This window comes from Paenarthrobacter sp. TE4293 (genome assembly GCF_050435325.1).
Lineage (GTDB): Bacteria > Actinomycetota > Actinomycetes > Actinomycetales > Micrococcaceae > Arthrobacter > Arthrobacter nitroguajacolicus_C.
In genome coordinates, this window is the sequence record NZ_JBNJRY010000001.1 from 100579 (window position 1) to 124248 (window position 23670).

Here is a 23670-nt window from a genome sequence, read left to right on the forward strand (position 1 = left end):
CACGCGGATCGCGGTGGACATCATGGGCCGGAAGAGACACCCAATAGAGGATTCTGATGTGGACATCAGCGTCAGCCCACCGAAGAGGTCCGCGGCCGGTTTGCCCAGCCTGAGCGAGACCCTTCCGCATGCCATGGCGTACATGGGCCCCTCCCGGGCGTGGAAAACACTGACGGCTGTCAACCAAAAAGACGGTTTCGACTGCATGAGTTGCGCGTGGCCGGACCCGCCTGAGCGCAAGGCGGCCGAGTTCTGCGAGAACGGTGCCAAGGCCATCGGCTGGGAAGCGGAACCGTTGAAGATTCCCCGGGAATTTTGGGCGGACAACTCCCTCAGTTCCCTTGAGCATCGATCGGAATATTGGCTGGGTCAGCAGGGCAGGTTGGTGGAGCCTGTCCATAAAGCCCCGGGGTCAGACCACTACGCGCCCATCAGCTGGGATCGTGCCTTCGAGGTCGTCGCGGCGGAACTGAACGGGCTCGACGACCCTGATCAGGCCACTTTCTACACCAGTGGCCGGACCAGCAACGAAGCTGCGTTCCTGTATCAGCTGTTCGTGCGGGCGTTCGGGTCCAACAATCTCCCCGACTGCTCCAATATGTGCCACGAGTCCACGGGGGTGGCCATGGGGGAGACCATCGGGGTAGGGAAGTCGGCGGTTACCTACACCGACTTCGCCGCCGCGGATCTGATCATCATCATGGGCCAGAACCCCGGCACCTGCCACCCACGGATGCTGACGGCCCTGGAAGAGGCCAAGCGGGCGGGCGCTGAGATCGTCGCCGTGAACCCGCTGCCCGAGGCCGGCCTCATCAATTTCCGCAATCCGCAGCGTCCCAGCGGGCTCATCGGCAAGGGCACCGATCTTGCCGACCAGTTCTTGCAGATCCGCATCGCAGGAGACATGGCCCTGCTGCAGGCGCTCTCCAAGCGCGTCCTCGACGCCGAACGGGCCGCGCCTGGAACGGTGCTGGACCGCGCGTTCATCGATGGCCACTGTCAAGGATTCGTTGGTTTCGCAGCGCACCTGGCCGCGTTGGACGAACGTGATGTCCTTGCTGCCACAGGGCTGAGCAGCGCGGACATCGATGAACTTGCCGGGAGGTATCTCCGCGCAGGGAAGGTCATCATTACCTGGGCCATGGGGTTGACGCAGCACAAGAAGGCCGTGCCCACCATCAAGGAGATCATCAACCTGCTCCTGCTGCGCGGCAATATCGGCAGGCCCGGCGCGGGGCCGTGCCCCATCCGCGGACACAGCAATGTCCAAGGTGACCGCACCATGGGCATCTGGGAGAAAATGCCGCCAGGGTTCCTGGACGCGCTCCGGCAGGAGTTCGGCTTTGACCCTCCACGCCATCCGGGTGTGGATGCTGTAGACAGCATCAGGGGCATGCGCGACGGCCGGATCAAAGTCCTGGTGGCGTTGGGCGGCAACCTCATCCACGCGATGTCGGATACCGGCGTGGCGGAAGCCGCCGTGCGGAGAACCAGGCTGTCCGTGCAGATTTCCACCAAGCTGAACCGTTCGCACGTGGTGGTGGGCGAGGAGGCGTTGATCCTGCCCACGTTGGGCCGGACCGAGATCGACAGGCAACGCGGCGTTGAGCAGTTCGTCACTGTGGAGGATACGGTCTGTGCTGTGCACCGCTCGGCGGGTCCATTGGAACCGATAGCCTCGGAGGTCTTGTCCGAGGTGGCGATCATCAGCAGGATCGCCCAGGCTGTCCTTGGCAGCAAAGTACCGGTGGATTGGGCCGGACTCGGACGCGATTATGACGCCATCAGGGACCACATCTCCCACGTGGTGCCCGGTTTCGAGGACTTCAACAAACGCATCCGGGAGAAGGACGGCTTTGTCCTGCCCCACGGTCCCAGGGACAGCAGGACCTTCCCCACGGCAACGGGCAAAGCGGTCTTCTCAGTCAGTGACCTTGAGACCCTTGCGATTCCACGGGGCCGGCTGCTGTTGCAGACCCTCCGATCCCATGACCAGTTCAACACCACCATCTACTCGCTGAATGATCGTTACCGGGGCATCAAGAAGGGCCGCATGGTGCTGTTCGTCCATCCGCAGGATCTGGCTGAGTTGGGATACACAGACGGCGGGTACGTGGACGTTCACAGCGAGGCCGACGACGGCGTGGACCGCGTCCTGCCCCAGTTGCGTTTGGTCGCATACCCCACTGCGCGTGGTTGTGCCGCTGCCTATTATCCGGAGGCCAACGTGCTGGTGCCGTTGGATTCGACGGCGGAAGAGAGCAACACGCCGGCGTCGAAGTCCGTGATCATCCGGCTTGAGCCGGCTGCCGCACCGGTTTACGGAACGGCAGCCGGCCAGCGGAACTGAAGGGCGTCAGTGTCCGCGGGCGATCCATTCATCCACGTGCGGTTTTTCCGCTCCGATGGTGGTGGAGTCCCCATGGCCTGTGCGGACCACGGTTTCCTCCGGCAGGCTGAGCAGCTTGGTCTGGATGGATTCGATGATGGTGGGGAAGTCGCTGTAGGAGCGTCCTGTGGCACCGGGGCCGCCCTGGAAGAGCGTGTCTCCGCTGAAGAGTGTGCCTTCGGCGGGGAGGTGGAACGACACGGATCCTGGCGAGTGCCCGGGGGTGTGGATGGCGGTGAGCGTGGCCCCGGCAACGGTGAATTCCGCTCCGTCAACGATTTCTTCGTCGGGCTCGACGTCGGGGAACACTGCCCGCCACAGCATCCAGTCGTCCTGGTGAAGGTGGATGGGTGCCTTGGCGAGATCCCTGAAGTCACCAGCTGATCGGATGTGGTCGTCGTGGCCGTGTGTGAGCAGGATGGCCTTGACCGTGCGGCCGCTGACGGCCTCCAGGATGGCTTCGGGGTTGTGGGCGGGGTCGATGACGATGCATTCGGAGTCGTCGCCGACGATCCAGACGTTGTTGTCTACGTCCCAGGTTCCGCCGTCGAGCGAGAAAGTCCCGGACGTGACGACGTGGTCGATGGTGAGGGTCTTCACAGTTCAACCACCGATCGGAGGACGGCGCCGTGGTGCATTTTGTCGAAGGCTTCTTCCACCTGGTTGATGGTGATGCGTTCGGTAACGAAGGCATCGAGGTCCAGCTTGCCCTGCTTGTAGAGGTCCACCAGCATGGGGAAGTCCCGGGAGGGAAGGCAGTCGCCGTACCAGGATGATTTGAGCGAACCGCCGCGGCCGAAGACGTCCAGCAAGGGCAGTTCCAGAGTCATCTCCGGGGTGGGCACGCCCACCAGGACCACGGTTCCTGCGAGGTCACGGGCGTAGAAGGCCTGCTTGTAGGTCTCGGGACGTCCGACGGCGTCAATCACCACGTCCGCGCCGAAGCCACCCGTGAGGGCCCGGATTTCCTCCACCGGATCACCGGCAGATGAATCCACGGTGTGCGTTGCACCGAGGTCCTTGGCGCGCTCCAGCTTTTTGGCGTCAATGTCCACGGCGATGATGGTGGTGGCGCCTGCGAGCGCGGCTCCGGCGATGGCTGCGACGCCGACGCCTCCGCAGCCAATGACGGCAACTGAGTCTCCGCGCCTGACTCCGCCGGTGTTGATCGCGGCGCCCAAACCTGCCATGACGCCACAGCCGAGGAGGCCGACGGCGGCGGCATCGGCGTCGGGGTCTACCTTGGTGCACTGCCCGGCAGCGACCAGTGTCTTTTCGATAAAGGCCCCAATGCCCAGGGCGGGCGAGAGCTCCGTGCCGTCTTCGAGGGTCATTTTCTGGGTGGCGTTGTGCGTGTTGAAGCAGTACTGGGCCTGGCCGCGCTTACAGGCACGGCAGTTGCCGCAGACTGCCCGCCAGTTAAGGACCACGCGGTCGCCAGGGGCTACGTCAGTGACGTCGGGGCCTACTGCGCTGACGACGCCGGTGGCTTCGTGGCCCAGGAGGAACGGGAAGTCGTCGCTGATGCCACCGAGTTTGTAGTGGAGGTCGGTGTGGCAGACGCCGCTGGTGAGGATATCCACCAGTGCTTCGCCGGGACCGGGCTCGGGCACCAGGATGGTTTCGAGGGTTGCGGGTGCGCCTTTGGAGCGGACGACGACACCTTTGACTGCGTGGACCATGGAGATGTTCCCTTCGGGCTTGCTGAGTGCGGGCCCGGTTAATGCAGCAGGGCCCGCTACGGATTTCCCAATCTGTCTATCACAGGTGGCAGACAGTGCGTGGTTTGTTCCGTGCGGGCCCCGGACCGGAGGCGGTGATTGCTTATGCGGCCAGGCGGTTCTCAACCTCGGAGGCGGAGGGGTTGGTTGCGGCGGTTCCGTCCGGGAAGAGCACGGTGGGGACGGTGCGGTTGCCGCCGTTAAGCTGCTCGACGAGTTCGGCAGTGCCATCGACTTCTTCGATGTTGATCTCGGTGTAACCGATGCCCTTGGCATCCAGCTGCTTCTTCAGGCGGTTGCAGTAGCCGCACCAGGTGGTTGAGAACATGGTGATGGTGCCGGAGTCGGGAGTGAAATCCACAGAGCTCTCCTCAGATTTGGTCTTTTTCACGGGGTGTTTCGTCGGTATCAACGGTAACCCGCTACAGAATAATTCCCGTGGCGGTGCGAAGCCGGGTTACATCACAGGCCGGCGCTGGTGCGTTTTCGCTTCAGAGGGCAGACTGTTCGCATGTGTGGACGCTACGTGATGGCCCGTGCGGTGGGGGACTTGCTCGCCGACTTTGACGCCGAACTTGAGAACGAGATTGCCTTGGAGAAGTCGTGGAATGTTGCCCCGACTGATGCGGTGCCCATCGTGTTGGAGAGATTGGTTGATGATCACCTTAAACGGCAGCTCCACGTGGCCAAGTGGGGGTTGGTGCCATCGTGGGCCAAGGATCCCAAGGGCGGTGCCCGGTTGATCAATGCCCGCAGCGAGACGCTGCTGGAGAAACCTTCGTTCAAGAAGGCCGCCGTTGCCCGGCGCTGTGCGGTGCCTGCTGACGGCTATTACGAGTGGAAAAAAGGCGAAGGCAAGAACAAACAGCCCTATTACGTGCACCCGGGGGATGGTCATGGCCTGGTCTTTGCGGGACTGTATGAGTGGTGGCGGGACCAGTCGGCGTCACCTGACGATCCCGGGCGGTGGTTGCTGTCCATGTCCATCCTGACCGCGGACACCCCGACCGCTGAATCGGCCCGGACGCGACGCAGTGCTTCCGTATTTGACGAGCTCACTGCCCTTCACGACCGTGTTCCGCTGCCCATGGACACCGGGACGATGGAAGCCTGGCTGGATCCGCGGGAGAAGGACGCAGCGGGTTTGGTGGACATGGTCCGTTCCAAGGCGCACGATGCCGCTGCCGGCTGGACCTTGGATCCTGTGGGAAGCGCCGTGGGGAACGTCCGCAACAACTCACCGGAGCTCATTGAGCCCGTGGAAGGCCTTTTCTAGCGTCAGAGGGCTTCGGTCACCGGAACGCCGGATTGGAACTCCCGGCCGTCCGCTTCGCTGAAGCCCGTCATGACGTGGCCTTTGCTGAGTCCGTGGATGGCCGACATGGGGAAGTTGCCCGTAATGATGTTGCCGGAGTGCTCCACGCCCTTGATGTCGTAGTTCTCCTCCGCGCTCAGGGAATGGTTGAACGAGTAGAACGAGATCGCCTCACCGTTCATGAATTCGATGCCGAGCCTGCGTTGTGAGGAATAATCCTCGCTGGCAGCAACGAGGCCCACGACGTAAGCGCCGGAGCCTGGTATGTTGCCGTCGATTTCGAACCTGGCCACCAGGTTGTCATCGGATGCCGTGATGTTGACCTGCTTCAGCAGTGCGTCATTGCTACTCATGCCACAATCCTGCTCTGTGGACCCGCTGCCGTCCACCCCTTGACTTTCATCCTTCCAACAGCCGCCGGATGCTCCGCGTCACCGACGCCCTGTCAAAATCCTGGCCTTTGCGGGCGGTCAGGAGATGCATGGCAAGTCCGTCGCCGTAGTCAGCTACCGCCTCGGCCCGTGCCCTGGCATCGGGGACATCGAGGTACCCCAGGATGTGGGCCAGTGCAGAGAGCATCCTTTCGTGGCCGGCGGCGACCACCTCGGGCTGGTCCAGGGCAAGCACGAACCTTGCCCGGGTCAGCTCTGAGTTTTCCAGCGAAAGCCCTATGAGGCCGTCGGTGAGTTGTTCCGCAAGGGCGGCCACCGACGTCGGGGTCTCCCATCCGCCCTGCTGAAGCAGGAGTGTGTCCCGTTCTTCGACCCGGTCGACGGCGGCACTGACCAAGGCGGCGCGGTTGCGGAAGTAGTTCGAGGTTGTTCCGACGGCGACTCCGGCCTGGGCGTCGACCGCCCGGTGGGTCAGGCCCTTGAGTCCTTTCGCTGCCACGACGGCGAGCGCGGCGTCGGTAAGTTCTGTTCGTCGGTCCGGCATGGCGAAAGTCTAGCCTCAACACCTACCTTCACTACAAATGTAGTAGTAGAGTGTGGCCATGGAAAAAGTGGACATCATCGGCGGCGGAATTGCCGGACTGGCGCTCGCAGGACGCCTCGATCCCGGCCGGTTCGAGGTCACGGTATACGAGCAGAGGCCGGAGCTGCCCTCAGTGGGAACAACTTTGGCCATGTGGCCCCAGGCGCAAGGAGCGTTGGCTGAACTGGGAATCCTCGGGGCGGTGCGAAGCCGGGGTTCGATCATCAAGGCCGGAGCCCTGCGCAGCCCCTCCGGAGAGCCCATGCTGTCGATGGAAGGGGAAGGCCTGGTGGGGGTGTCCCGCCCTGAACTGTTGAGGCTGCTCAACTCAGCGGTGCCGGAAACGGTACGCCGGGTAACGGGGAGGGTCGATCACCTCCACGGTGATGCCAGGCTCACCGTGGGGGCAGATGGGGTCAACAGCGTTGTCCGAAGGGAGTTTTGGGGCAGGCGAAGCGCCGCGCAGCCCACGCCATTCCTGGCTGTCCGTGGCGTCATCCCGGAGGCGCCGTCCACTGAAGACATCGGCGAGTATTGGGGGCGCGGAGAGATCTTCGGTTTGGCGCCCGCCAAAGGCGGGACCAACTGGTACGCCTCCTTCCGCTCCGACCTTGGGCCGGAAAAGGTGGACGTAGCGGAAGCCCTGGAAGTGACACGGAACCGGTATGCGTCCTACTCGCCGGCTGTCCTGAAGGTCCTATCCCTCGCGTCGCCGGAAAATTCGCTGGCCCAGCGTATCTGGACCACACCCCCACTCCGCAACTATGCCCGCGGCAGCGTTGCGCTGCTCGGCGATGCCGCGCACGCCATGATGCCAAACCTGGGCAGGGGCGCCTGCGAGGCGCTGATGGATGCGGTGACCCTTGGCGGACTCCTCAACGACCTGCCTGTGGAAAAGGCGCTCGCCGCCTACGGCAGGAAGCGACTCCTGCGCACCCAACAACTTCGGGTGGCTTCTTCCCTGATGGGCCGCGTCGCCCTCGCGCAGGGCATGCAGCCCTGGCGGGATGCGTTGCTGAAGCAGGTAGGCAGGCAGCTGGCGCGGTCCGCGGAGAAAGCTGGAACTTCGAAGTAGGTTTTGTCCGGGCCTCGGCGTAAACTGGATTTATTCGAACATACTTTCGAATAAGGTAACCGGTATGAGTTGAGGTGTGGATATGGGGCTGTTCAGCGAGTCCGTTGAGGTCATCTGCACGGAAACAGGCCAGCCATGCGCCGTCCAGTGGAAAGGGACGCTGTACAACGTCACCAATGAACCTGTCCGGTGGTACGAGCGACGCCAATGGTGGCTCGAAGAAAGCCGTGCCCCCATAGGAACCGGGGCAGGCCTGGTGGACCACGAAATTTGGCGTCTCCAGCTACAGCCCTCGCAGGAAGGACCGCCTGCCACGGACCCCATCACCCTTGACGTTGTCCGCCACGTCAACAGCGGACGATGGCGTCTCCTGCGGATCCACGACGCAGCACCGGCACAAGCCGTAGAGCCCGACGAAGCAGCGTGAACCCTTGAGCTTTACCCACCTGCACGTCTCCACCGCCTTCAGCGCACACTACGGTGTCTCCTGGCCCGAGGAACTCGCCCAAACAGCCGCTGCAGATGGCGCCACCGCGCTCGCCTGCACCGACCGCGACGGCCTGTACGGCACCATCAAGCACCTCAAAGCATGCATGGACGCAGGCATCGACCCCATCGTCGGGGTGGACCTGGCAGTCTTCGACGACGACGGCGACCACCGCACCCAAGTCGCGGGCCGCGTCGTAGTCCTCGCCCACGGCAACAACAACGGCGCCGGCTACCGGGCACTTTGCCGCCTCATCTCGGACGCCCACGCACGCACCTCAGGCAAAGCCGGAGGAGCGATCCCCGCCGCAGTCACCCGGGGCGAACTCGCCTCAAGGACCCTTGACCCCCAAACCCTCAAACCTGTGCTGACAGTCCTGATCGGACCCGACTCGGATGTTGGACAAGCCATGGGAGGCCGAAAGTACCTGCGGCCGAGAACACTCTTCAAGCAATGGATCGATGCCATGCCTCCCGGCACCATCGTCGCTGAGATCGTCACCCATCTCAGTGCACCTGGAGAACCACTCAGCACGGCACACGCCGTGCGCATGCTGAAGCTCGCCCTCGAACACAACATCCCCGCCGTCCTGACCAACGCCGTGCGCTACTGCGCCCAGGACGGCGCCGCCACAGCAGATGTACTCGACTCTGCACGAACCCTCAAATCCCTTCCGGAACTCTCGGCAGCACCCCCGCTCCAACCAACCGGCCTGCTCCAACCAACCGGCCAGCTCCAACCAACCGGCCAGGGATGGCTGAAAAACGCCCGCCACATGTCCCAACTAGGCAAAGAAATCATCACCACCGCGGGCCAAGGCAAAGCCGACCTCCACAAACTGCTCGCCAACACAGAGGCGCTCGCCGACAAATGCCGCATTGACCCCGTCCTGGACATGGGATGGAAAAAGCCGGTTGTCCCAGAGGCCTCCATCATCGGCATTGACCGCGACCCCATGGTGGAACTCACCCAGCGTTGCCAGGCCGGAATTACCCGAAGGTTTCCCGGCATCAAAGGAGAAGCTGAAAAGCAGCTGCGCTCGCGGTTGGACCATGAACTCGGCATCATCGCCCGGCTTGGCTTTGCTTCCTACTTCCTCACCGTTGCTGAAGTGTCCACCATGATCCTTGACATGGGGGTGAGGGTTGCAGCAAGGGGATCCGGGGCGTCCAGCCTGGTCAATTACTTGATCAATATCAGCCAAGTGGATCCGATCCGCCACGACCTCATTTTTGAACGATTCCTGTCCGGGCGCCGGTCGACCCTTCCCGACATCGATATCGACGTCGAAAGCGCAGAACGGCACAACGTCTATCGAAAGATTTTTGACCGCTTCGGAGCCGAGCGCGTCACCCTCATGAGCATGCAGAACGGTTACAGGGCGCGGGGGGCGGTGCGGGATGCAGGGCTTGCGCTGGGAATGGACGACGGGGAGATAGGTGAGATCGCCAAACAACTGTGGAGGTTCTCTGCCCGCAAATTCCGTGAAGCGTTGGTTGAGAAGCCGGAACTACGGACCTTCGCTGGGCGGGTGGAACAGGGAGGGCTGGAGGAAAACCAGCAACTTGACCTCCTGGTGGACCTCACCGAACGGCTTGACCGCCTTCCCCGGCACATCTCCATGCATCCCTGTGGAGTAATTCTGGGTGACGCGACCCTTCTGGACCGCACCCCCGTACAACCCAGCGGTTTGGGCTTGCCCATGAGCCAGTTCGACAAACACGACATGGATCCCATGGGCATGCTCAAACTCGATGTCCTGGGCGTGCGCATGCAAAGTGCCATGGCATTCGCAGTACGGGAAGTCATCCGCCTCCATCCGTCCAAAGCGGAGGTGGTGGCCGCAGGAAGGCATCCCGTGGAACCGGGAGGGACGGGTCCGGACTACATCGCCGACAACGGCAGGATCGATCTTAATGCGGTCCCTTTCGACGACGAACCAACCTATGAGCTGATCCGCAGCACCCATACGCTTGGTTGCTTCCAGATCGAGTCTCCTGGCCAGCGGGAACTCATTGGAAAGATGGCTCCCCGGGAATTCAACGACCTCATCATCGATATTTCGCTCTTCAGGCCCGGACCCATGAAATCAGACATGGTGCGGCCCTTCCTCGAACACCGGCACGGTTTTGCTCCAGAGAAGTATCCCCATCCGGACCTTAAGCCTGCCTTGGAGGAAACCCATGGGGTGACTGTCTTCCATGAACAGATCCTCAAGACATTCCATGTCATGACTGGCTGCGGGCTGGACAGGGCTGACGAGTTCCGACGCGCCTTGGGAGACGAAGCCCAGGAAGCTGGAGTGGAAAGCTACTTCCGCCGTGAAGCCATCAAGAAATACTCTCCCGAAGTGGTGGACAAAGTGTGGGGGACCCTCAAGGCCTTCGGTAGTTTTGGCTTTTGCAAAGCCCACGGGGCTGCCTTCGCCGTGCCCACCTACCAGTCTGCATGGCTCAAGACCCATCATCCCGAGGCCTTTCTGGCTGGATTGTGGGAACACGATCCCGGGATGTATCCCAAGCGTCTCTTGGTGGCCGAAGCACGCCGGCTTGGCATCCCCATCCTGCCTTTGGACATCAACAGGAGCCATGCGGAATACCGGGTGGAGAAGATCCAGGAGGGCCCTGATCAAGGCAAGCTGGGTATTCGCCTGAGCCTCACGGGCATCTACGGCCTGTCAGGGGCGGAGCTAAAAAGGATCGTGGCAGGTCAGCCCTTTGATTCCTTGGCAGACCTGCGGACACGGGCAAGGGTGAGCAAGCCGAACATTAAGAGACTTGCCCAACTGGGGGCTTTTGATGCCCTGCATCGGGACTCCGGGGGGAAAGCGAACAGGGCAGACCTTGTTCAGCACCTGCAGGCCCTTCACAGCAGCACCGCCAGGAAGGCCCCTGAGGTCATTGAAGGCCAGCTCTCCTTCGCGCTGGGTGATGTCGAGCTCAAGAACCTGGCTCCGGAGCTTCCCGCGCCGTCCATGGTGGACAATGTCAGGGCAGAGCTTGACCTGATGGCCGTCGACGTCAGCGGGCACCTCATGGACAGTCACCGTCCCTTGCTGGACAAGCTGGGAGTTACCACTGCAGATAAGTTGCTCGGTCTTCGCAACGGAACTGAAGTGCTGGTGGCAGGGGTGCGGATCGCAACCCAAACCCCGCCCATGCGAGGCGGCAGGCGCGTTGTCTTCATCAGCATCGATGATGGCACGGGGTGCGTGGACTCGGTCTTCTTCCATGAAGCACAGGAAGAGTCCGGACCCTTGCTCTTTGGCACCCGCCTGCTGCTGATCCGGGGAACCACGAGACGGACCGGTCCCAGAGGCATCAGCCTGAGCGCCACCAAAGCCTGGGACCTGGGCCAGCCGGAATCGTTGCCATTTGCAGAACTCCTCCCTGCCGGAGGCGGTCTTCCGGATGAATACACCCACCACGGCGCCCTGCATGGCATTTCCAGGAACCTCGCCATCACCGGCCTGGGCAGCTGAGCGGTCGCGCAACCAGACGTCGGCGCGCTGCTTTGGCCGCCCCTGCGGAAGCGGATACGATTGACGGTGGCTGGCTGTGGTCCCCGTACGCCACAAGCTATGAAGCCTTAACTATGAATAGGAGACACCCGTGTCAGATGCCCAACAGATCACCCTCATCGTCGATGGCGAAGAGACCAAGGTGACGGAAGGGACTACCGGCGCGGAACTCTTCTTCGAGCGCCGCGACGTCGTTGTAGCCCGGGTCAACGGTGTGCTGACCGACCTTGACCAGGCCCTCGCCGAGGGTGCGAACGTCGAAGGCGTCACCATCGAATCACCCGATGGACTCAACGTCCTCCGTCACTCCACAGCCCACGTCATGGCCCAGGCCGTGCAGCAGCTGCGCCCCGATGCCAAGCTCGGCATCGGCCCGTACATCACCGACGGCTTCTACTTTGACTTCGACGTCGCAGAGCCCTTCACTCCGGAAGACCTGCGCACCCTGGAGAAGATGATGCAGAAGATCATCAACCAGAACCAGAAGTTCGTTCGCCGCGTGGTCACCGAGGATGAAGCCCGCGAAGCGATGGCCAACGAGCCCTACAAGCTGGAGCTGCTCGGCAAGAAGAACGACGCAAGCGACGCCGCTGAAGGCGTCAACGTTGAGGTCGGCGCCGGCGACATCACTATTTACGACAATGTTGACAGGAAGAGCGGCGAGAGCGTCTGGTGCGACCTCTGCCGCGGACCGCACCTGCCCAACACCAAAATCATCGCCAACGCTTTTGCCTTGACGCGCTCCTCTGCCGCCTATTGGCTGGGAAACCAGAACAACCAGCAGCTTCAGCGCATCTACGGCACCGCCTGGCCCACGAAGGAAGCCCTGAAGGCCTACCAGGAACGCATTGCCGAAGCCGAGCGGCGCGACCACCGCAAACTTGGCGTCGAACTGGACCTGTTCTCCTTCCCGGACGAGCTTGGCTCAGGTCTTCCGGTGTTCCATCCCAAGGGTGGAATCATCCGCAAGGCCATGGAGGACTACTCCCGCCAGCGCCATGTGGATGCCGGTTACGAGTTCGTCTACACACCCCACATCACCAAGGGCCACCTCTACGAGGTCTCAGGGCACCTTGACTGGTACAAGGACGGCATGTTCCCGGCCATGCAGGTGGACGCCGAATTCAACGAAGACGGTACCGTGCGCAAGCCGGCCCAGGACTACTACCTGAAGCCGATGAACTGCCCTATGCACAACCTGATCTTCCGCTCCCGCGGCCGTTCCTACCGCGAACTTCCGCTGCGCCTGTTCGAATTCGGTTCGGTGTACCGCTACGAAAAGTCCGGCGTGGTGCACGGCCTCACCCGCGTGCGTGGAATGACACAGGACGACGCCCACATCTACTGCACCCGCGAACAGATGAAGGACGAGCTCACCACCACGCTGAACTTCGTCCTTGGGCTGCTCAAGGACTACGGCCTGGACGACTTCTACCTGGAGCTCTCCACCAAGAACGAAGAAAAATTCGTTGGTGACGATGCCGCCTGGGAAGAAGCCACCCGCACCCTGTCCGAAGTGGCCGCAGCTTCCGGCCTGGAGCTGGTGCCGGACCCGGGTGGAGCTGCCTTCTACGGTCCCAAGATCTCCGTCCAGGCGAAGGACGCGTTGGGCAGGACCTGGCAGATGTCCACCATCCAGCTGGACTTCAACCTGCCCGAACGCTTCGAATTGGAATACCAGGCCGCGGACGGAACCCGCCAGCGCCCTGTGATGATCCACCGGGCCCTCTTTGGCTCGGTGGAACGGTTCATGGGCGTCCTCACCGAGCACTATGCCGGTGCTTTCCCCGCCTGGCTCGCTCCCGTCCAGGTAGTGGGCATCCCGGTGGCCGAGACGTTCAATGACTACATGTTCGACGTCGTGGGCCAACTCAAGGCCGCGGGCATCCGGGCGGAAGTAGATATCTCCTCGGACCGCTTCCCCAAGAAGATCCGCACCGCCAGCAAGGACAAGATCCCGTTCGTCCTGATTGCGGGAGGCGAGGACGCCGAGGCCGGCGCAGTCTCGTTCCGCTTCCGTGACGGCAGCCAGGACAACGGCGTGCCTGTGGCCGAGGCGGTCCGGCGGATTGTCGACGCCGTCAAGAACCGCGAGAGCTGACGGAACGGACACGGAGACGGTGCAGGAGAACACAGGCGCGGCAGCTGACATTCCGGGCGACGCCGACGTAACCGATGATTTCGGACTGGCGGGCGTACCGGACGCGTTTCAGCGCCTGTGGACTCCGCACCGCATGGCATACATCAAGGGCGGGCAGGACCAGTTCAAGAACAAGGACGACTGCCCGTTCTGTGTGGGACCAACCCGTTCCGACGAGGAATCCCTCATCGTTTACCGGGGGAGGACGTGCTACGTGGTCCTCAACCTCTTCCCCTACAACCCGGGGCACCTCCTGATCTGTCCGTACCGGCATGTGCCCGACTACACAGACATCACTGTGGAGGAGACGGCTGAGTTCGCCGAATTGACGCAAACCGCCATGCGGGTGTTGCGGAAGGTCTCCAACCCCAGCGGCTTCAACCTGGGCATGAACCAGGGTGTCACCGGCGGAGCGGGAATCGCAGCGCACCTTCACCAGCATGTCGTTCCGCGCTGGGGTGGCGACGGAAACTTCTTCCCGATCATCGCCCAGACCAAGGCCATCACGCAGACGCTCGACGAAGTCCGCACGCTGGTGGCCGAAGCCTGGCCGGGGGAGTCGAATGCTCAATAAGCATGCGCGCGGCTTCTTCACTTCCCTTTTTACCCCCCTGGCGCGTTGGCTCCTCCGGATCGGTGTGTCTCCTGACGCGGTGACCATGGCCGGTACTGCCGGCGTGATCCTGGGCGGGCTCGTCCTTTATCCGCTGGGCCATCTGTGGTGGGGGTCCGTGGTGGTCGCCTTTTTCGCATTCTCCGACGTCGTCGACGGCATCATGGCACGGCTCCAAGGCAGGAGCGGTGGCTGGGGCAACTTTCTGGATTCCACCCTGGACCGCCTGGCAGATGGGGCGATCTTTGCAGGTATCACCATCTGGTTCTTCACCCGGGGTGAAGATCACGCGATCGGGACCGCCGCCGTCGTCTGCCTTGTCCTTGGCATGGTTGTCTCCTATGCGAGGGCCAAAGCCGAGTCCCTGGGATACCAGGCCAGCGTGGGCATCGCCGAGCGCGCTGAGCGTTTGGCATCCGTGCTGCTCATTACGGGCCTGACCGGATTGGGGCTCCCACCCGTGGTGTTGTTCGCGACATTGATCCTCCTGGCGATAGCCAGCGTGGTCACCATCATTCAGCGGATGTCCGCCGTGCGGCGCCAAGCCATGGCCGCGACTGAGGGAACTGGCAACTGACCAGAGTTCGATGAAGGCGGTTGTGCAGCTGTCCTACCAGAGCCCCGATGTTGCCTTTCAAGGCGGTAATGAATGTACTGCCACCCTGCAACGTGCGACTACTATTACTAGTACTTGGTCACCTTGACCTGAAACCCGGTGTGCGCTGATTGCGGTCGTGTGGCTGCGCGTGCCTCCGGCAAGAAGGTCGTTTATCTACCCATAGGGGTTTTTGTGTCTACACCAGATGTAAGCAACGAAGCCGGTTCGTCCGCGAACAGCGTCACGGGCAGCAGCCGCGTCAAGCGGGGCATGGCTGAGATGCTCAAGGGCGGCGTCATCATGGACGTCGTTAACGTCGAGCAGGCCCGCATCGCCGAGGACGCCGGTGCCGTCGCCGTCATGGCGCTCGAGCGCGTCCCGGCCGATATCCGCGCCCAGGGTGGCGTGTCCCGGATGTCGGATCCTGACATGATCGATGCGATCATCGCCGCCGTGTCCATCCCGGTCATGGCCAAGGCCCGCATCGGCCACTTCGTCGAAGCCCAGGTCCTGCAGTCCCTCGGTGTTGACTACATCGACGAGTCCGAGGTCCTGACCCCGGCGGACTACATCAACCACATCGACAAGTGGAACTTCACCGTCCCCTTCGTCTGCGGTGCCACCAACCTCGGTGAGGCGTTGCGCCGCATCAACGAGGGCGCGGCGATGATCCGTTCCAAGGGTGAAGCCGGCACCGGCGATGTTTCCAACGCCACCGGCCACATGCGCAAGATCCGTGCCGAGATCGCCAAGCTCGCCGCCCTCCCGGAGGATGAGTTGTATGTTGCGGCCAAGGAGTTGCAGGCCCCGTACGAGCTGGTCAAGGAAGTTGCTGCCACGGGTAAGCTCCCCGTGGTGTTGTTCACTGCCGGCGGCATTGCGACCCCGGCTGATGCTGCGATGATGATGCAGCTCGGCGCGGACGGCGTGTTCGTCGGTTCGGGCATCTTCAAGTCCGGCAACCCGGCAGAGCGCGCTGCCGCCGTCGTGAAGGCCACCACGTTCCACGACGACCCCGATGTTATTGCCAAGGTCTCCCGCGGCTTGGGCGAAGCGATGGTCGGCATCAACGTCGACGACATCCCGCAGCCCCACCGCCTCGCAGAGCGCGGCTGGTAAGAAACATTCTTCGGCGGGCGCTGATCCTTTTAGGGATCAGCGCCCGCCGTTGTTAAACTCCTGCTCCGGAAACTCCTACTCCAGTCCGCGACGCTTCAGGAGCGGTTCCAAGTCGGCATCGCGGCCCCGGAATGACCGAAACGACTCCAAGGGATCGCGGCTGTTGCCCCGCGAGAGCAACTCGGCCCTGAACCGGTCTCCATTCGCGCGCGTCAGGCCACCGTTCTCCCTGAACCATTCCACGGTGTCAGCATCCAGGACCTCACTCCAGATATAGGAGTAGTAACCAGCCGCGTAACCGGCGCCGGCAAAGATGTGCTGGAAGTAGCCAGTCCTGTATCGCGGTGGAATCAGCGGGTGGGCGATGCCGGTGTCGGCAAGGGCCTTGGCCTCAAAGGCCAGGACATCCTGTGGGACATCCGCTTCCGACAGCACGTGCCGGGCGAGATCCAGCAGTGCAGCTCCCAGATACTCGGTAGTTGCGAATCCTTCCCCCCACAGCAGCGAGTCCTGGAGCTTATCCACCGTGGTTTGGGGCAGGGCTTCCCCGGTGGAGTGATGACGGGCGTAGTTGGCCAGGACCTCAGGCCACATGATCCACATTTCGTTCACTTGCGATGGGTATTCGACGAAGTCCCTCGGAACGGATGTTCCGGAAAAGCGCGGGTAGGTGACATCCGAGAACAGGCCGTGCAGGGCATGGCCGAACTCGTGGAAGACGGTCCGGACCTCGTCGAGGCTCAGCAGTGCAGGCTCGCCGGCCGGGGGCTTGGTGATGTTGAGGTTGTTGATCACCACGGGCTTTGTTCCCAGCAGTCTGGATTGTTCCACCAGGGAATTCATCCACGCCCCACCACGCTTGGACGGGCGGGTGTAGTAGTCGCCCAGGAAGAGTCCCCTACCCTCGCCGTCCTCGTCGCGCACTTCCCAGATGCGAACATCAGGGTGGTAGCCATCAAGGTCGTCGCATTCGTGGAAAGTGATGCCGTAGAGCTGGGTGGCTGCGTGGAACACGCCGTCGACCAGGACGTTCTCCAAACTGAAATACGGACGAAGGGCCTGTTCGTCCACGTCAAACTTCTCCGTGCGGACCCGGGCAGAGTAGTAAGCCCAGTCCCACGGTTCCACGTCATGTCCGGCTGACTCTGCCAGGGTATCGGCTTCGGCTTGGGCGTTGCGGACAGCGGCAGGCGCCAGCCGGCTGAGCATGGCCTGGACCTCGCCAAAGTCGGGTGCTGTTTGCTGGTCAACCACGAGTTCGGCAAAATTTGCGAAGCCGAGGAGCGCAGCCTTCTCCGCCCGCAGCCGGACAGTGGAGGTGACGAGGCCGCGCACATCCAGGTTCCCGCCATCGATGCCGCGCCCGAGGGACGCTTCATAAAGACGACGCCGGATGCTCCGGTTCTGGAGCGATGCAATGGCGGGCTGGTTGCTGGGTTGGATCAGCGTCAGGAGATACTTTCCGTCCTGGCCGGCTGCCTTCGCCGCTTCGGCGGCGCCGGTCACGTCCTCCATCGGCAGTCCGGCCAGTTCGTCGGCGTCGTCCAGCAGCAACGCGGCGGACTTCATGCCGTCCTTGACGCGCTGCCCGAATTCGGTTCCCAGCCGGGAGAGTTCTGCGTTGACGTCGCGCAAGCGTTCCTGTCCGGCGTCGTCGAGCTGGACGCCGGACTGCCGGAACCCCCTCAGGTATTCCTCCACCAGGCGCAAGGATTCTGCCTCGAGATGTGAGGTGTTGATGGCGGCGAAGCGTTCGTACAGGGGTCGGTTCATATAGACGGCATCCTGATGTGCGGAGAATTTGGGTGACAGTTCTGTTTCCAGGGCCTTGATCTCATCAGATGCATCCGCCGAAACCAGGGTGAAGAACGCTGCGGCCGCCGAGTCCAGGAGACGCCCGGAGCGCTCCATGGCCACGGCCGTGTTCTCGAAGGAGGCCGGTTCGGGGTTGTCCGTGATCACCTGGATTTCCTGCAAGTGCGTGGCCAACCCGGCATCGATGGCCTCGGCATAGTGCCTGGGGGTGATGCCGGCGAACGGAGGAAGACCGTAGGGCAAAGGGCTGGGGCTCAGGAGGGGATTGGTCATGAAGTGACTCTTTCACGTAAGAATCGTGTCCTCAAGGGCGGCACACCCGGTTGGACAGGACTTCCGCCGTAGGATGAAAAACATGGGGAATATCACATCATCGGCAGGATGGACCCGTTCTCCGAAGGCGATGGTCCTGGGCATCACAGCGGTACTTGCCCTTTCGTTGGGAGCCTGCGGTGTCATCGCTGAAAACGACGACCGGAACAGCAGCGCCACAGCTTCGCCTCCCGCCGCGGAGGCCCCAGCACCCACACGGACTCCGGCGCCGAACCCCACTCCGGGCAGGGGACCCGCTTGCCCGGAATTGCGCTGCACCTCCATCACCGTGACCGGCGACATGCTGGTCCATGCGCAGCTGTGGCAACAAGCAAGGGCGGACGCCGCTGCGGCAGGACTGCCTGGGTACACGTTCGTTCCGCTGCTCGAAGGGCAGCGACGCTACATCGCCAACAGCGATCTCGCCATTTGCCATCAGGAAACACCGGTGGCGACCCCCGAGGGGTCCTTCTCTGCGTACCCGTCGTTCAACGTGCCGCCGCAGATCATCACCGCGTCCAAGGATGTCGGCTACAAAGCCTGCACGACGGCGAGCAACCACACCATCGACCGCGGGACCGACGGGCTGCTCCGAACGCTCGATGCTCTCGACGCTGCGGGGCTCAAACACACTGGCTCCTACCGGACCGAGGCAGCGTCCAAGGAAATTCTGATGCTTGAAACGGACGCTGCCAAAGTTGCCGTCATCATCGGAACCTATGGACACAACGGGCAGATCCCCGAGTACCCCTGGCTGGTGGACGAACTGGATCCTGCTGCCATGATCGCCAAGGCAACCCAGGCCAAGGCAATGGGTGCGGACATAGTCCTGGGTGTGATGCACGCCGGAGACGAATACGCCAGCGAAGCAAACGCCCAGCAGCAGGACGTAGCCCACGCCTTGGTGGACAGTGGGCAGTTCACCATGATCTACGGGCACCATACGCACTCGGTGCTGCCGATAGAGAACTACAAAGGCACCTGGATTGTCTACGGACTCGGCAACGGTATTACGGAGTTGTCGCCGTGGTATGTGGTCAACAACGAAGGCCTGCTGGTGAGGGCCCAATTCAGCCAGAATGCCGCAGGTGCCTGGACAGCGTCGGACCTTGCCTGGGCTCCGTCGGTGATTGTCCGGGATCCCTATCGGTGGTGCTCGGTGGCCAGCGACGCCCCACAGGGAGTGTGTGCATCACCGGCCGCCGACGCCGAAACGCACCAGCGGACCCAAGCGGTGGTTGAGTCGATGGGCGCAGCGGCTGCCGGAGCCCACGAACTGCTGATCACCAAGGAAAAATAGCCCCTAGCGCGGTCGGCGTGCAGCGTGTTCGCGCGCGAGCCGGGCATAGTCGTCGTCGGGCGTTCCGGGCACGAAGGTGCCGTACTTGCGTTCGGCCGCAGTGCGGATGAGGAAGTCCGCAATCGCCGGGTTCTTCGGCAGCAAAGAGCCGTGAAGGTAGCTGGCCACCACGTTGTTGTAGCGGGCACCCTCGTGGCCGTCCTTGCTGTTGTTGCCGGCCCCTTTCGTAACGGTTCCGAGAGGCTCGACGCCGGGTCCCAAGGTGGTCTGCCCGCTGTGGTTCTCGTAGCCCATGATGTCTCCGAATTCGGTGGACTTCATGATCACGTTTCCGATGAGCCTCTCGTCCGTACCGTGGGTTTCCACGTCCAGGATGCCGATTCCGGGAATGACGGGTCCGGCGCTGGTCTTGAAGAACTTGCCAAAAAGCTGGTAGAGCCCACAGATCACCAGCATGGGGGCGCCGCCGTCGGCCAGGTGCTTCAGCTGTTCGGCCCGTGCCTGGAGGTCGTCCTGGATCACCAGCTGACCGCTGTCCTGTCCGCCGCCGCCCACGACGATGTCGATGTCGTCGGGAAATTCGTCGCCCACGTTGTACTCAAGCAGTTCCGGCGTGTAACCGTGCCACTTGATCCGCTGCTGGAGGACCAAGGCGTTGCCCCAGTCCCCGTAAATGTTCATTTCGCGGGGGTAGAGCTGGAGGACGCGGATGGTTCCCTTGCTTGGCTGTGGATCCGAGGTCATGAGACCACCTCAACTATGGTGATTTTGGCAAGTTCGCGGCGTATGGCGAGCATGGAGGTGTAGGTGCAGAAGATCCGCTTGGGTTTACCGCGGGACCCGTTGATGAAGGCGCGCAGAGCAGCGGTGATGTCCGGTTCCACTACGCCGAAGGGGACCTCGTCGTACTGGAGCCGCAGCGCCATATCGTAGGCGCGGACGCCGGTGAGGACTTCCACGCCGTCCCCGCGCAATGACTCGAATTCGACGTCCCAGAGCCACGACATGTCCCTGCCGTCGGCGTAGTTGTCGTTGATGGCGATCATGGTGGCATAGCCACCGGCCGGGAAGGATTTCAACCCGAGACGGAACCCGCTGGGGTTCTTGACGAGGACGAGTTCCAGGGGTTGTCCATCCACCGTCAGGCTTTCGCCGCGGCCGAACGCGGGAGCTACTTCGCCCAGCGCCTTGACCAGTTTGGGGGTGTCAACGGGGCCGGTTCCAAGGACTGCGCGCGCCAGCGACAGGGCGGCTGCGGCGTTGAAGATGTTGTAAACCCCACGCAGCTTCATAGCGGTACTGACAGTCCCGCCGTCGAATTCAAAGTCGGCATCCTGCGCCCCTACCCGGCGGAGCACGACGTCGGCCGCCGGCAAGTCCACTGCGTCACCTTCGGCCGCGGCTACAGGAGTGCCGGACGGCGATGGACCGGAGCCGGATGTCCGCATCTCGTCGTCGTTGGGAAAGGTGCTCCGCAGTGATTCGTCCAGTCCGAAATACCGGATGTCGGGGTGGTACGGCGCATCCGGAACAGTGAGGATCTTCGCGATCCTGGCAACGCGGGGATCCTCCCGGTTCAAGACCACGGTGTCCGTTGTCCTCGAGGCGATGTGCTCCAGCAAGCGGGCGGTCTTGTCGATCTCGCCAAACCGGTCCAACTGGTCGCGAAGGACGTTCAACAGCAGGCTGAAGCGGGGCTGGACCTTATTGACGAAGTGGACTGCATGGGCTTCATCGAGTTCGAGGATGGCGATGTCGGCGTCGAGCCTTCCCCGCCAGTCCACCTCGCCGAGGAGCGACGCGGCCACGCCACGGGTGAAGTTGCTGCCGGTGCGGTTGGTGAAGACCTTCAGGCCCTGGCTTTCGAGGAGTTCCACCACCATCTTGGTTGTGGTGGTCTTGCCGTTGGTGCCGCTGACCACTGCCACGCCGTGGGGGAGTGAGGCCAGCGTTCGCTGCATGAAGCCGGGGTCGATTTTCTCGACCACCAGGCCGGGTAAAGCTGATCCTCCACCCCGAAGCCGGGACAGTGTGCGGACCAGCTTGCCGAGGGGGACGCTGAAGGAAAGCATGCTCTGTAATATATCCCAGTTACGGCATGAAACCCGGTCCCCAGGCAGTCGTGGGAGGTCGTGGAGGACGTCGCAGCGGGCACGGCGCACTATGATGGATCAATGACCAACCCCCTTTCCGACGCTTCATCGCGCGTGGGTTCAGGACTCAGGATCGGCGTACTGGCACTCCAGGGCGATTTCCGCGAGCATATCCACGCCGTGGAGGCCGCTGGTGCCACAGGCGTGGGCATCCGCCGGCCTTCCGAGCTGGAAGACATTGACGGCCTGATCATTCCCGGCGGCGAATCCACCACCATCGACAAGTTGTCGCGGATCTTCGAGCTGCGCGACCCGATCCGCAAGCGCATAGCGGACGGACTCCCGGTCTACGGCTCCTGCGCGGGGATGATCCTGCTGGCCGAGGAAATCGCCGATCCCGCGAAGGACCTTGACGGCAATCCCCAGCAGACCTTCGGCGGCCTGGACATTACTGTCCGTCGAAACGCCTTTGGCCGCCAGCGCGAATCGTTCGAAACGGATCTTGATTTCAAGGGTCTGGACTTCAGCGCCGGGGAGTCCGGCGTAGCTCCCGTTCATGCTGTTTTCATCCGCGGACCATGGGTGGAACGCGTTGGCCCGGAGGTCGAAATCCTGGCGCAGGTTGATCCTGACCACGCCAGCCACACGGCTGCTTTGCACGGAGTGGCTAGAATTGTTGCAGTGCGCTCCGGCCACCTGCTGGCCACCTCCTTCCATCCGGAAGTGACCGGGGAGAAGCGCGTGCATGAACTCTTTATTCGAATGATCAGAGGAGAAGCGTAAAGCATGTCAGGCCACTCCAAATGGGCGACCACCAAGCACAAGAAAGCCATCATTGATAGCAGGCGTGCAAAGTCGTTCGCGAAACTGATCAAGAACATCGAAGTTGCTGCCCGCATGGGCGGTCCCGACCTCGCCGGCAACCCGGGCTTGGAACTCGCCGTCACCAAGGCCAAGAAGACATCGGTTCCCAACGACAACATCGACCGCGCCATCAAGCGTGGTGCAGGGCTCACCGGTGAGGTCGTGGACTACACCGAAATCATGTATGAGGCCCGCGGCCCGCAGGGCTCGGCGCTGTTGATCGAATGTCTGACCGACAACAAGAACCGTGCTGCGTCAGAGGTTCGCCTCGCTATCTCGCGCAACGGTGGCACCATCGCCGATCCCGGTTCGGTCAGCTATCTCTTCGCCCGCAAGGGTGTCGTGGTCCTGCCGAAGAACGGCCTCAGCGAAGACGACATCCTGATGGCAGTCCTTGAAGCCGGAGCCGAGGAAGTCAAGGACAGCGGCGAGAACTGGGAGATCCATTCCGAGCCTTCCGACCTCCAGGCCATCCGCGACGCCCTTAAGGATGCCGGCATCGACTACGAAACCGATGAAGCCGAGTTCGTGCCGTCCATGCAGGTGGAACTGGATATTGACGGTGCCAAGAAGTTCATGAAGCTCGTTGACGCGCTGGAAGACCTGGACGACGTCCAGAACGTCTACAGCAATGCGGACTTCAGCGAGGAAGTGCAAGCTGCCCTCGACGCCGAATAGGCAGGGCAGTTCACAATTTCCACATCAATCAGGAAGGCCCGGACTTGACTCTTCGCGTATTGGGAGTCGATCCGGGCCTTACCCGTTGCGGCATCGGCGTGGTGGACATCGAGCGGAACCGCCGGGCCACCATGGTGGCCGTCGGGGTGGTTGGTACCTCCGCTGATCTGACCCTGGACAAGAGGCTTCTGGTGATCGCGGAGGCAATAGATTTGTGGCTCGACCGGCACGAGCCGGACGTTGTCGCCGTCGAACGGGTCTTCTCCCAGATGAATGTCAGCACGGTGATGGGTGTGGCCCAGGCCTCGGGCGTGGTGATTGCAGCGGCGGCCCGCCGTGGAATTCCCGTTGCCCTCCACACACCGTCCGAGGTCAAAGCCGCAGTGACGGGCAGCGGTACGGCGAACAAGGATGCCGTCACCAAGCTCGTGACGAAGATCCTGCGCCTCGACGCTCCGCCCAAACCTGCGGATGCGGCTGACGCCCTGGCGCTGGCCCTGACCCATGCCTGGCGTGCAGGGAGCGGAATGGGCGCAGCCGGTGGCGGTTCGGGGGCTGCTTCACTCACCCCCGCGCAGAAGGCCTGGGCTGAAGCCGAAGCAAAAGCGCGCCGCGCACGGTGATTGCCGGCCGTCCTTGCTAGGGTATTCGTAGAT

At 62.6% G+C, this 23670-nt stretch carries 21 protein-coding genes; 13 read left to right on the forward strand and 8 right to left on the reverse strand.

Going from position 1 to position 23670, the window contains the following annotated elements; translation table 11 throughout:
* The first annotated feature begins 22 nt into the window (after positions 1–22).
* A complete protein-coding gene (locus QF015_RS00535) occupies positions 23–2350 on the forward strand; it encodes an FdhF/YdeP family oxidoreductase (RefSeq protein ID WP_429386190.1) in 2328 nt (775 codons plus the stop codon).
* 6 nt (positions 2351–2356) lie between these two features.
* On the opposite strand, the gene QF015_RS00540 is transcribed toward QF015_RS00535, so the two are convergent.
* The 3 genes from QF015_RS00540 to QF015_RS00550 form a co-directional block, all read right to left on the reverse strand.
* Positions 2357–2989 carry an MBL fold metallo-hydrolase gene (locus QF015_RS00540; RefSeq protein ID WP_429386192.1) on the reverse strand — a complete coding sequence of 211 codons (633 nt, stop codon included), beginning with the start codon at positions 2987–2989 and terminating at the stop codon, positions 2357–2359.
* Entirely contained in the window at positions 2986–4071 is a 1086-nt protein-coding gene (locus QF015_RS00545; RefSeq protein ID WP_429386193.1) for an S-(hydroxymethyl)mycothiol dehydrogenase, read from the reverse strand. Before QF015_RS00545 ends, QF015_RS00540 begins: the two co-directional genes overlap by 4 nt.
* Positions 4072–4213: 142 nt before the next feature.
* A complete protein-coding gene (locus tag QF015_RS00550) occupies positions 4214–4471 on the reverse strand; it encodes a mycoredoxin (protein WP_017197512.1) in 258 nt (85 codons plus the stop codon).
* Between the two features lie 168 nt (positions 4472–4639).
* Here QF015_RS00550 and QF015_RS00555 point away from each other — a divergent pair, with 168 nt between their 5' ends.
* On the forward strand, positions 4640–5386 hold the full coding sequence (locus QF015_RS00555) for an SOS response-associated peptidase (RefSeq protein ID WP_429387023.1): 747 nt from the start codon (positions 4640–4642) through the stop codon (positions 5384–5386).
* 2 nt (positions 5387–5388) lie between these two features.
* Here the strand turns inward: QF015_RS00555 and QF015_RS00560 are convergent, their stop codons facing one another.
* Positions 5389–5778: a hypothetical protein gene (locus QF015_RS00560; protein WP_310204337.1), complete on the reverse strand. Its 390-nt coding sequence runs from the start codon at positions 5776–5778 to the stop codon at positions 5389–5391.
* 46 nt (positions 5779–5824) lie between these two features.
* Entirely contained in the window at positions 5825–6361 is a 537-nt protein-coding gene (locus tag QF015_RS00565; RefSeq protein WP_310204340.1) for a TetR/AcrR family transcriptional regulator, read from the reverse strand.
* 52 nt (positions 6362–6413) lie between these two features.
* Between QF015_RS00565 and QF015_RS00570 the strand changes: the two genes are divergently transcribed.
* The 7 genes from QF015_RS00570 (at position 6414) to pdxS (ending at position 15952) form a co-directional block, all read left to right on the forward strand.
* Positions 6414–7475, forward strand: a complete 1062-nt coding sequence (locus tag QF015_RS00570) for an FAD-dependent monooxygenase (protein ID WP_429386197.1) — start codon at positions 6414–6416, stop codon at positions 7473–7475.
* Between the two features lie 82 nt (positions 7476–7557).
* Entirely contained in the window at positions 7558–7902 is a 345-nt protein-coding gene (locus QF015_RS00575) for a DUF6504 family protein (protein WP_310204346.1), read from the forward strand.
* Between the two features lie 4 nt (positions 7903–7906).
* Positions 7907–11443: a DNA polymerase III subunit alpha gene (locus QF015_RS00580; protein ID WP_429386199.1), complete on the forward strand. Its 3537-nt coding sequence runs from the start codon at positions 7907–7909 to the stop codon at positions 11441–11443.
* A 130-nt stretch (positions 11444–11573) separates the two neighbouring features.
* Positions 11574–13583 (forward strand): threonine--tRNA ligase, encoded by a 2010-nt coding sequence (gene thrS, locus QF015_RS00585; RefSeq protein ID WP_310204352.1) that lies wholly within the window; start codon positions 11574–11576, stop codon positions 13581–13583.
* Between the two features lie 19 nt (positions 13584–13602).
* Positions 13603–14196, forward strand: coding sequence for an HIT family protein (locus QF015_RS00590; protein WP_310204354.1), 594 nt, complete (start codon positions 13603–13605; stop codon positions 14194–14196).
* Complete coding sequence (pgsA, locus tag QF015_RS00595) at positions 14186–14812, forward strand: phosphatidylinositol phosphate synthase (protein ID WP_310204357.1); 627 nt, start codon at positions 14186–14188, stop codon at positions 14810–14812. The genes QF015_RS00590 and pgsA overlap by 11 nt, the downstream gene beginning before the upstream one ends.
* Before the next feature lie 213 nt (positions 14813–15025).
* Complete coding sequence (gene pdxS / locus QF015_RS00600; RefSeq protein ID WP_429386201.1) at positions 15026–15952, forward strand: pyridoxal 5'-phosphate synthase lyase subunit PdxS; 927 nt, start codon at positions 15026–15028, stop codon at positions 15950–15952.
* A 75-nt stretch (positions 15953–16027) separates the two neighbouring features.
* Here pdxS and QF015_RS00605 read toward each other — a convergent pair whose 3' ends face one another.
* The gene (locus QF015_RS00605) at positions 16028–18040 is read right to left on the reverse strand and encodes a M3 family metallopeptidase (RefSeq protein ID WP_429386203.1); all 2013 of its coding nucleotides are present in this window, start codon (positions 18038–18040) and stop codon (positions 16028–16030) included.
* 73 nt (positions 18041–18113) lie between these two features.
* Between QF015_RS00605 and QF015_RS00610 the strand changes: the two genes are divergently transcribed.
* Positions 18114–19379: a CapA family protein gene (locus tag QF015_RS00610; protein WP_429386205.1), complete on the forward strand. Its 1266-nt coding sequence runs from the start codon at positions 18114–18116 to the stop codon at positions 19377–19379.
* A 3-nt stretch (positions 19380–19382) separates the two neighbouring features.
* Here QF015_RS00610 and QF015_RS00615 read toward each other — a convergent pair whose 3' ends face one another.
* Complete coding sequence (locus QF015_RS00615; RefSeq protein ID WP_310204365.1) at positions 19383–20123, reverse strand: type 1 glutamine amidotransferase; 741 nt, start codon at positions 20121–20123, stop codon at positions 19383–19385.
* Positions 20120–21451 carry a Mur ligase family protein gene (locus tag QF015_RS00620; protein WP_310204368.1) on the reverse strand — a complete coding sequence of 444 codons (1332 nt, stop codon included), beginning with the start codon at positions 21449–21451 and terminating at the stop codon, positions 20120–20122. Before QF015_RS00620 ends, QF015_RS00615 begins: the two co-directional genes overlap by 4 nt.
* A 102-nt stretch (positions 21452–21553) precedes the next feature.
* Between QF015_RS00620 and pdxT the strand changes: the two genes are divergently transcribed.
* Genes pdxT through ruvC form a run of 3 tightly spaced genes read left to right on the forward strand, consistent with a single transcriptional unit; the run spans position 21554 to position 23637 of the window.
* Entirely contained in the window at positions 21554–22255 is a 702-nt protein-coding gene (pdxT, locus tag QF015_RS00625) for a pyridoxal 5'-phosphate synthase glutaminase subunit PdxT (RefSeq protein WP_310204371.1), read from the forward strand.
* 3 nt (positions 22256–22258) lie between these two features.
* Positions 22259–23014 (forward strand): YebC/PmpR family DNA-binding transcriptional regulator, encoded by a 756-nt coding sequence (locus QF015_RS00630; RefSeq protein WP_310204374.1) that lies wholly within the window; start codon positions 22259–22261, stop codon positions 23012–23014.
* A gap of 44 nt (positions 23015–23058) precedes the next feature.
* Positions 23059–23637 (forward strand): crossover junction endodeoxyribonuclease RuvC, encoded by a 579-nt coding sequence (gene ruvC / locus QF015_RS00635; protein ID WP_310204379.1) that lies wholly within the window; start codon positions 23059–23061, stop codon positions 23635–23637.
* Positions 23638–23670 lie beyond the last annotated feature (33 nt).

Excerpts from the sequence above, each read along its gene's own strand:
- QF015_RS00535 (WP_429386190.1), top strand. The coding sequence starts at position 23 with ATGGGCCGGAAGAGACACCCAATAGAGGATTCTGATGTGGACATCAGC.
- QF015_RS00545 (WP_429386193.1), bottom strand. The coding sequence starts at position 4,071 with ATGGTCCACGCAGTCAAAGGTGTCGTCGTCCGCTCCAAAGGCGCACCC.
- QF015_RS00555 (WP_429387023.1), top strand. The coding sequence starts at position 4,640 with ATGGCCCGTGCGGTGGGGGACTTGCTCGCCGACTTTGACGCCGAACTT.
- QF015_RS00560 (WP_310204337.1), bottom strand. The coding sequence starts at position 5,778 with ATGAGTAGCAATGACGCACTGCTGAAGCAGGTCAACATCACGGCATCC.
- QF015_RS00565 (WP_310204340.1), bottom strand. The coding sequence starts at position 6,361 with ATGCCGGACCGACGAACAGAACTTACCGACGCCGCGCTCGCCGTCGTG.
- QF015_RS00575 (WP_310204346.1), top strand. The coding sequence starts at position 7,558 with ATGGGGCTGTTCAGCGAGTCCGTTGAGGTCATCTGCACGGAAACAGGC.
- pgsA (WP_310204357.1), top strand. The coding sequence starts at position 14,186 with ATGCTCAATAAGCATGCGCGCGGCTTCTTCACTTCCCTTTTTACCCCC.
- QF015_RS00605 (WP_429386203.1), bottom strand. The coding sequence starts at position 18,040 with ATGACCAATCCCCTCCTGAGCCCCAGCCCTTTGCCCTACGGTCTTCCT.
- QF015_RS00610 (WP_429386205.1), top strand. The coding sequence starts at position 18,114 with ATGAAAAACATGGGGAATATCACATCATCGGCAGGATGGACCCGTTCT.
- QF015_RS00615 (WP_310204365.1), bottom strand. The coding sequence starts at position 20,123 with ATGACCTCGGATCCACAGCCAAGCAAGGGAACCATCCGCGTCCTCCAG.
- QF015_RS00620 (WP_310204368.1), bottom strand. The coding sequence starts at position 21,451 with ATGCTTTCCTTCAGCGTCCCCCTCGGCAAGCTGGTCCGCACACTGTCC.
- pdxT (WP_310204371.1), top strand. The coding sequence starts at position 21,554 with ATGACCAACCCCCTTTCCGACGCTTCATCGCGCGTGGGTTCAGGACTC.
- QF015_RS00630 (WP_310204374.1), top strand. The coding sequence starts at position 22,259 with ATGTCAGGCCACTCCAAATGGGCGACCACCAAGCACAAGAAAGCCATC.